Source organism: Devosia sp., from assembly GCF_017307565.1.
GTDB lineage: Bacteria > Pseudomonadota > Alphaproteobacteria > Rhizobiales > Devosiaceae > Devosia.
This window is the reverse complement of the sequence record NZ_JAFKHD010000499.1, coordinates 1-6,544: the sequence shown is the minus strand read 5'-3', so window position 1 is coordinate 6,544 and position 6,544 is coordinate 1. Positions and strand designations below refer to the sequence as shown.

Here is a 6,544-nt window from a genome sequence, read left to right as displayed (position 1 = left end):
CGCAGTTCCTGCCCGGCCGGCGTTGAATCGGCGGGGTAAAGAACCCGCGTAATCGCCCCTGCCTTCGCGCTTTCTTCCAGCGCGCCGATATGGTCGCCGGAGTTGAACTTGTCGAGCAGGATCGGGTCGATCGGCTGCGCGCTCCAGAGCCGCAGGGTGTTCACCCGCGAACCGCGCCAGCCCACGATCGGGGTATCATAGGCCACCGCCAGCAGGTGCTCGTTCGGTCGCCATTCCTGCCGCACCGCCCCATCGGGATCGGTGATCGGCTCCACATGGCCGCCAAAACCGATCTCATAGGCGCTTTCGCGGCGCTCGAACTCCCACGGATTGCCGTGTGCAAGCCAGTCTTCCGGCAGTTCGACCTGCCAGCCTTCGCTCATTTCCTGGCGGAAAAGGCCATGCACATAGCGAATGCCATAGCCATAGGCCGGGATCTTCACCGACGACATGGATTCGAGGAAACATGCCGCCAGACGCCCGAGGCCACCATTGCCCAGCGCTGCATCCGGCTCCAGGTTCAGCAGTTCGCCCAGGTCGACATTGAGGTTTTTCAGTGCCTGCTGCACCGGCTCTATCAGGCCCACATTGCTCATGGCATCGCGCATGAGGCGACCGATCAGGAACTCGAGGCTGAGGTAATAAACGCGCTTGTTGGAGGTGCGCCAGGTCTCGCGCGAACTCTCCATCCAGCGATCCATGATCCGGTCACGCACCGCGAGAATCGTCGCGCGCAACCAGTCATGCGGCCTGGCGACAATGGGATCCTTGCCGACCGAATAGATCAGCCTTTCAAGGATTTCGGCCTGTAGCGCTTCAACTGTTGTCGCACGGGGCTCGGGCGTTGGAGCATCGTAGACGATCGGCTTTTGCGGCATATCGCAATCCAGTGTTCATGACGATGTTCCCCTCTAGAACCAGCACTCTTGCACTTAATTTGGGCATCGAAAAGCCCCCTTGGGACAGGAAGTGCCGGTCCTTGATTTGTGGCGGCGCCGGCCCTAGCTGCCCTGCACCGGGGTCGAATGAGCCACGGCGTCATCGACCGTCTCTTCCGACACCGAGACCCCGCCTTCACGGGCCTGATCCTGTGCATTGATGATCAGCAGGCGCCCGCCGTCGCGCCAGTCGTCGCCGCTCATTTGCAGCTCAAACCGCTGACGGTCGCGCGCCCGCACGCCCTCGAGCACCTCGGCCGTTTCCTCGTCGGTCGCTCCCAGCATGGCGATCGCCTGTCCGCCGAAAGTCACTGCCGATTCGAAGGTTTCGCGCAGCTGATACTCGACGCCGGCTCGCACCAATTCAATGGCATGCGAACGATCGAAGGCTCGTGCCATGACGCGGGCGAGCGGAAACTCGTCGCGCACCAGTTCCGCGATTCGCGTCGTCTGCTCCTTCTTTTCGGTGCAGATCAGGATCAGATCAGCTGTGCTCGCGCCTGCTGCGTGCAGGATATCGAGCCGGGTGCCGTCGCCATAGTAAACCTTGAAACCGATCTGGGCCGCGGCGCGGATCATCTCGGTGTCGTTGTCGATGATCGCCACGGAATGGTGCATGGCGAGCAAGGGCTGGCTGGCAATCTGCCCGAAGCGCCCGAACCCGATAATCAACACCCGCCCGCTAAGGCCGTCGGCCTGCTCGATGCCGTCCATGGATTCCACGCGCTTGGGCATGAAATAGCGCATGCCGATCATCGCGAAAGGCGTCAGAACCATCGAGATAATGACGGTCGCGGTAAAGATCGCATTGCTCGGCCCATCAATGATTCCGGCCGAAACGGCGGTCGTGTAGAGCACAAAGGCGAATTCGCCGCCCTGCCCCATCAGCACAGCCCGCTCCAGCGCCTCGCCATGATTGGAGCGCAAAAGCCGTGCGATCACATAGATCGCCACTGCCTTGACCACCATGAAAGCCAGCACGCTGAGAACGATGACCTGCCAGTTCGCGCCCACGATCGAAAGATCGAGCGACATACCAACGGCAAGGAAGAAAAGACCGAGCAACAACCCACGGAATGGCTCCACGTCCGCCTCCAGCTGATGCCTGAAGGTCGAAGTCGAGAGCAGCACGCCCGCCAGGAACGCCCCCATGGCCATGGAGAGCCCGCTGGTCTGGAACAGCAGCGCCGCCCCCAGAACCACGAGCAAGGCCGCTGCGGTCATCACCTCGCGGACCTTGGAAGCCGCCAGGATGGCGAAAAACGGGTTCATCACCCGCCGCCCGAGCACAATCAGCAGCAGAATGGCGCCTATGGCAGTGGCAAAACCGAGCCCACGAGCCCAGAAAGACTGGTCCTCCGCCGTCGGCGCCATCAGGGCCACGATGGCCAGCAGCGGTACGATGGCGAGATCTTCAAGCAGCAGAATGGAAACCATTTTCTGCCCGCTCTCGCTCGCCAGTTCACCGCGCTCACCCAGGATTTGCATGACAATCGCCGTCGAGGTCAGCACGAAACCCATACCGAAGATGAAGGCGACGGCCGGCGCGAAGCCGAGCAAAATCCCGACCCCGCTCAACAGCAGTCCGCAGGTCGCGACCTGAACCACCCCGAGCCCGAAAATCTGCTTCCGCAGGGCCCAAAGCTTGCTGGGCTCCATTTCGAGGCCGATGATGAAGAGAAACAGCACCACGCCAAGTTCAGCAAGGTGCAGCACCGAGCTAGGATCGGTGATCAACCCCACACCGGACGGGCCGAGCAGCAAACCAGCGGCGAGATAACCGAGCACGGAACCGAGGCCGATGCGCCGGAACAGCGGCACCGCCACCACCCCCGCCGCCAGCAGTGCCACGATTGGCACCAGATCCACGCCGCTATGCGCGGCCTCGGCGGCATGAGCGACAGCATCTGCGGCCATGATGTGAATTTCCCCGTTCGGTTGATTGAGCACCACACTGTTCGCCGCCGGGCCTTGCCGTCAAGGCTTCTCGCTGCATGGGGGATGTTCGAAAATCCGAACAGCACCGCCCGTACACTGCCCTGTCGACCGCCGCCCCGTGTGTCGCTAAAGTCGTGCCGTTATCATCCGGTTTGTCCAGGGACTATTCATGCCGCGCAAGATCATCATCGACACCGACCCCGGTCAGGACGACGCCGTCGCCATCCTTCTGGCCCTGGCTTCGCCTGAAGATTTCGACGTCATCGGTGTCGTCGCCGTGGCCGGCAATGTCGGCCTTCACCACAACGCCACCAATGCGCGCAAGATTGTCGAACTCGCAGGCCGCCCCGACGTCCCCGTCTATGCCGGTTGCGCCCGCCCGATGCGTCGTACCCTGGTGACCGCTGAGCACGTCCACGGCGACACCGGCCTTAACGGCCCCGACCTGCCGGCGCCGAAAATCGAACTGCAGCCACAGCACGGCGTCGACTACATCATCGAAACCCTGATGAATGCCGAGCCGAAAACCATCACGCTCTGCACCCTCGGGCCGCTGACCAATATCGGCATGGCGCTGGTGAAAGAGCCGAAAATCGCCGAACGCGTCGCCGAGATCGTCATGATGGGCGGCGCCTATTTCGAGGTCGGCAACATCACCCCGGCCGCCGAGTTCAATATCTATGTCGACCCGGAAGCCGCCGACATCGTCTTCCGCAGCGGCATCAAGATCACCGTGCTACCGCTTGATGTGACTCATCAAATCCAGTCGACCCCGCCCCGCCTCGCCGCCATCAAGGCGCTGGGCAACCGGTCGGGCGAAGCTGTTCACGCCATGCTCAGCTTCTCGGAAACCTTCGATCTCAAGAAATACGGCTGGGAAGGCGCCCCGCTCCACGACCCCACCGTCATCGCCTACCTGATCGACCCGACGCTCTTCGAAGGCCGCGAATGCAACGTGACCATCGAGACGGCGAGCGAACTAACGGTGGGCATGACCGTCACCGACTACTGGCACGTCACCGACAAGCCCCGCAACGCGACCTACCTTCGCAACGGCAACGCCGAAGGCTTCTTCAAGCTCCTGACGGAACGCCTCGCCCGCCTGCCGTAAGACGCCCCCACCCGCCATATCATCCCGCGAAAGCGGGGACCTCCGTTTCACTTCAAAAAACAGAGGTTCCCGCTTGCGCGGGAATGACACCGAGTTTGGGGCACATTTTATCCCCTCTATCGTCATTGCCGGGCTCGTCCCGGCAATCCATCTCGCCTCCACCGGCGGAACGGCGGCTACGCCACTGAGCCACCCAACTCCACCTCCCGCGTCACCCCGATATTCTCCAAAAACGCCCGATCATGGCTGATCACCAGGATGGCCCCATCGAAGGCCCTGAGCCCGGCCTCGATCTTCTCCACCGCCTCGACATCGAGATGATTGGTCGGCTCATCGAGCACCAGCAGCATCGGCGGCGTCTTTCCGCCCACCGCGCAAGCCAGCCCCGCCCGCAGCATCTCGCCGCCGCTCAGCGTGCCTACTTTCTGCAGCGCCGCGTCCGCCCGGAAACTGAACGCTGCCAGCAATGACCGGCAATCATTCTCCGAACTCTCGGGATTGAGCCGCCTGAAATTCTCGACAATGCTTTCGCCGCGATCCAACAGCCCCACCTGTTGATCGAGCAGCGCCATCGGTCCACCAATCTGCACCGAGCCCGCGAACGGGGCCAATTGCCCGGTAAGCAGCTTGATCAGCGTCGTTTTCCCGGCGCCATTCGGCCCCGTCACCGCGACACGCTCGGGTCCAATGACCTCCATACCGAAATCCCGGATCGTCGGCGCCGCCTCGTCATAGCCCCCGGTCAGCCCGCCGGCCCGTAACACCACCTTGCCCGAAGGCAGATTGCTTGGCGCCAACTTCACCGCAAACGGCGTCAGCACTTCTATGCGCTCCCGCGCTGCCCGCGCCTGCTCATTGGCGGCGCTGGCCATTTTCTCCGCCAGCGCATCGAGCCCACCCGCCGTTTCCTCGGCGCGCCCTTTCAACCCGCCAAGCACAATCTTCGGCATGTCCCCCTTGGCGCCTTTTCTGCGTCCTCCGGCATCCCGCTGCGCCTGCTTTTCCCGCGCCTCCTGCGCCTTGCGCGCCGCGTCGCGCACCTTCCGTTCGGCAACTTCCAGGTCATGCTCGGCCGCCTGCAGCTCCAGCGCCTTGCGCTCGCGATAGAGGCTCCAGCCACCGCCATAGGTCTTGGCGCCCAGCGTCGTCAGTTCAACAATCGCATCAACTTGCTCGAGCAAACCGCGATCATGACTCACGACAATGGCCGCCCCGCGCCACCCGGCCAACAGCTCCGCCACCGCGGCGCGCCCGTCCACATCGAGATTGTTGGTAGGTTCATCGAGGAGGATCAGGTCCGGCTCCGCAAAGACCAGAGCCGCCAAAGCTGCCCGCGTCCGCTGCCCGCCCGAGAGCGTGGAAAGCAGCGTCTCCGCCGTCACCGGCAGCCCCAATTGCTTCAGCGCCGCTTCAAGCCGAGCCTCGAGCGTCCAGTCGGCTTCGGCCAGCTCGTCGACGCTGGCCTCCCCGGTCATCGCCTTGGCCAGCAGGGTCAGTCCTTCGCGTACCACGAAGAGATCAGCAATGGTCTCACCCTCGCCAGGCTGCACCTGCTGCCGCAGCACGCCCATGCGGCCTGTGCCACTGATGGTGCCACCGCTCGGCGTCAGTTCGCCGGCAATCAGCCGCAGCAGCGTGGTTTTGCCCACACCATTGCGCCCCACAAGGCCTGTGCGGCCCGGGCCAAAAGTCAGATCGAGGTCGGAAAAGAGTTTGTGGCCGTCAGGACCGGTATAGGAAAGACGCGAAATCGTTACGGAAACGGGCATGGACAGAAGATTCTCCAAGGGCAAGGCAGGTCGGCATTGCGTTGGAGAAACGGTCCATTGGGCACCATCCGGTCGAGTTGCGATGCCCCATAAATAGCGCAGCAACAGGCAGCGTCAACCGCCCTCTGGAAAATCGCCCATGCCCAGAGTAGTGTCCGCCCTCTCGAATGGGCGGCTCAGCTGACCGGGTGGACACCACCTTCCAGCTCAAAGCGCGACCCGGCTAACCCACAGCGGACGACGCCCATGGATCTCTTCACCCTTGCCGCCTTCACCATTGCCTATGCCATCGCCGTTCTGGTACCTGGCCCGGGTGTCGCGGCAGTTGTCGCCCGCGCGCTTGGCGGCGGCTTCAAGGGTGCCTTCCCGATGGTCCTCGGCATTCTGGCCGGCGATCTCGTCTACTTCGTCTTCGCCGTCTTTGGCCTTGCGGCAATCGCCACCTGGTTCGGGCCGGTCTTTGTCATTGTCCGCTGGGCGGGCGCCGCGTACCTGCTCTACATCGCCTACAAGTTCTGGACGGCCAAACCCGGCGCCGAACAGATGAAGCCCAAGAACGAAGACGCCTGGAAGACCTTCCTCGCCGGCTTCTCCCTCACCATGGGCAATCCCAAGACCATCGTCTTTTATCTCGCCATCTTGCCGACGGTGATTCCCCTCGACCAGATGAACACCCTCGCCTTCATCGAACTGACCGCGATCGTTGTCGTCGTCCTCCTGGTGATTGCCTGCGGTTATGCCTGGCTCGCCTCGGCCGCCCGCGAAATGTTCAAGAGCGAAAAGGCCCT

General features: G+C 62.9%; 5 protein-coding genes. 2 read left to right on the top strand and 3 right to left on the bottom strand.

Annotated features, from left to right (window positions below; translation table 11 throughout):
- Both J0I64_RS21745 and J0I64_RS21740 read right to left on the bottom strand, forming a co-directional pair.
- On the bottom strand, nucleotides 1-878 hold an 878-nt coding region (locus J0I64_RS21745; RefSeq protein ID WP_291412243.1), incomplete at its 3' end, for a glycogen/starch/alpha-glucan phosphorylase.
- A 123-nt stretch (nucleotides 879-1,001) separates the two neighbouring features.
- Nucleotides 1,002-2,855: a monovalent cation:proton antiporter-2 (CPA2) family protein gene (locus J0I64_RS21740; RefSeq protein WP_291412241.1), complete on the bottom strand. Its 1,854-nt coding sequence runs from the start codon at nucleotides 2,853-2,855 to the stop codon at nucleotides 1,002-1,004.
- Nucleotides 2,856-3,045: 190 nt separating this feature from the next.
- Between J0I64_RS21740 and J0I64_RS21735 the strand changes: the two genes are divergently transcribed.
- Nucleotides 3,046-3,987 carry a nucleoside hydrolase gene (locus tag J0I64_RS21735; RefSeq protein WP_291412239.1) on the top strand — a complete coding sequence of 314 codons (942 nt, stop codon included), beginning with the start codon at nucleotides 3,046-3,048 and terminating at the stop codon, nucleotides 3,985-3,987.
- Nucleotides 3,988-4,163: 176 nt separating this feature from the next.
- Here J0I64_RS21735 and J0I64_RS21730 read toward each other — a convergent pair whose 3' ends face one another.
- A complete protein-coding gene (locus J0I64_RS21730) occupies nucleotides 4,164-5,756 on the bottom strand; it encodes an ABC-F family ATP-binding cassette domain-containing protein (RefSeq protein ID WP_291412237.1) in 1,593 nt (530 codons plus the stop codon).
- A gap of 246 nt (nucleotides 5,757-6,002) precedes the next feature.
- Between J0I64_RS21730 and J0I64_RS21725 the strand changes: the two genes are divergently transcribed.
- On the top strand, nucleotides 6,003-6,544 hold a 542-nt coding region (locus J0I64_RS21725), incomplete at its 3' end, for a LysE family translocator (protein ID WP_291412235.1).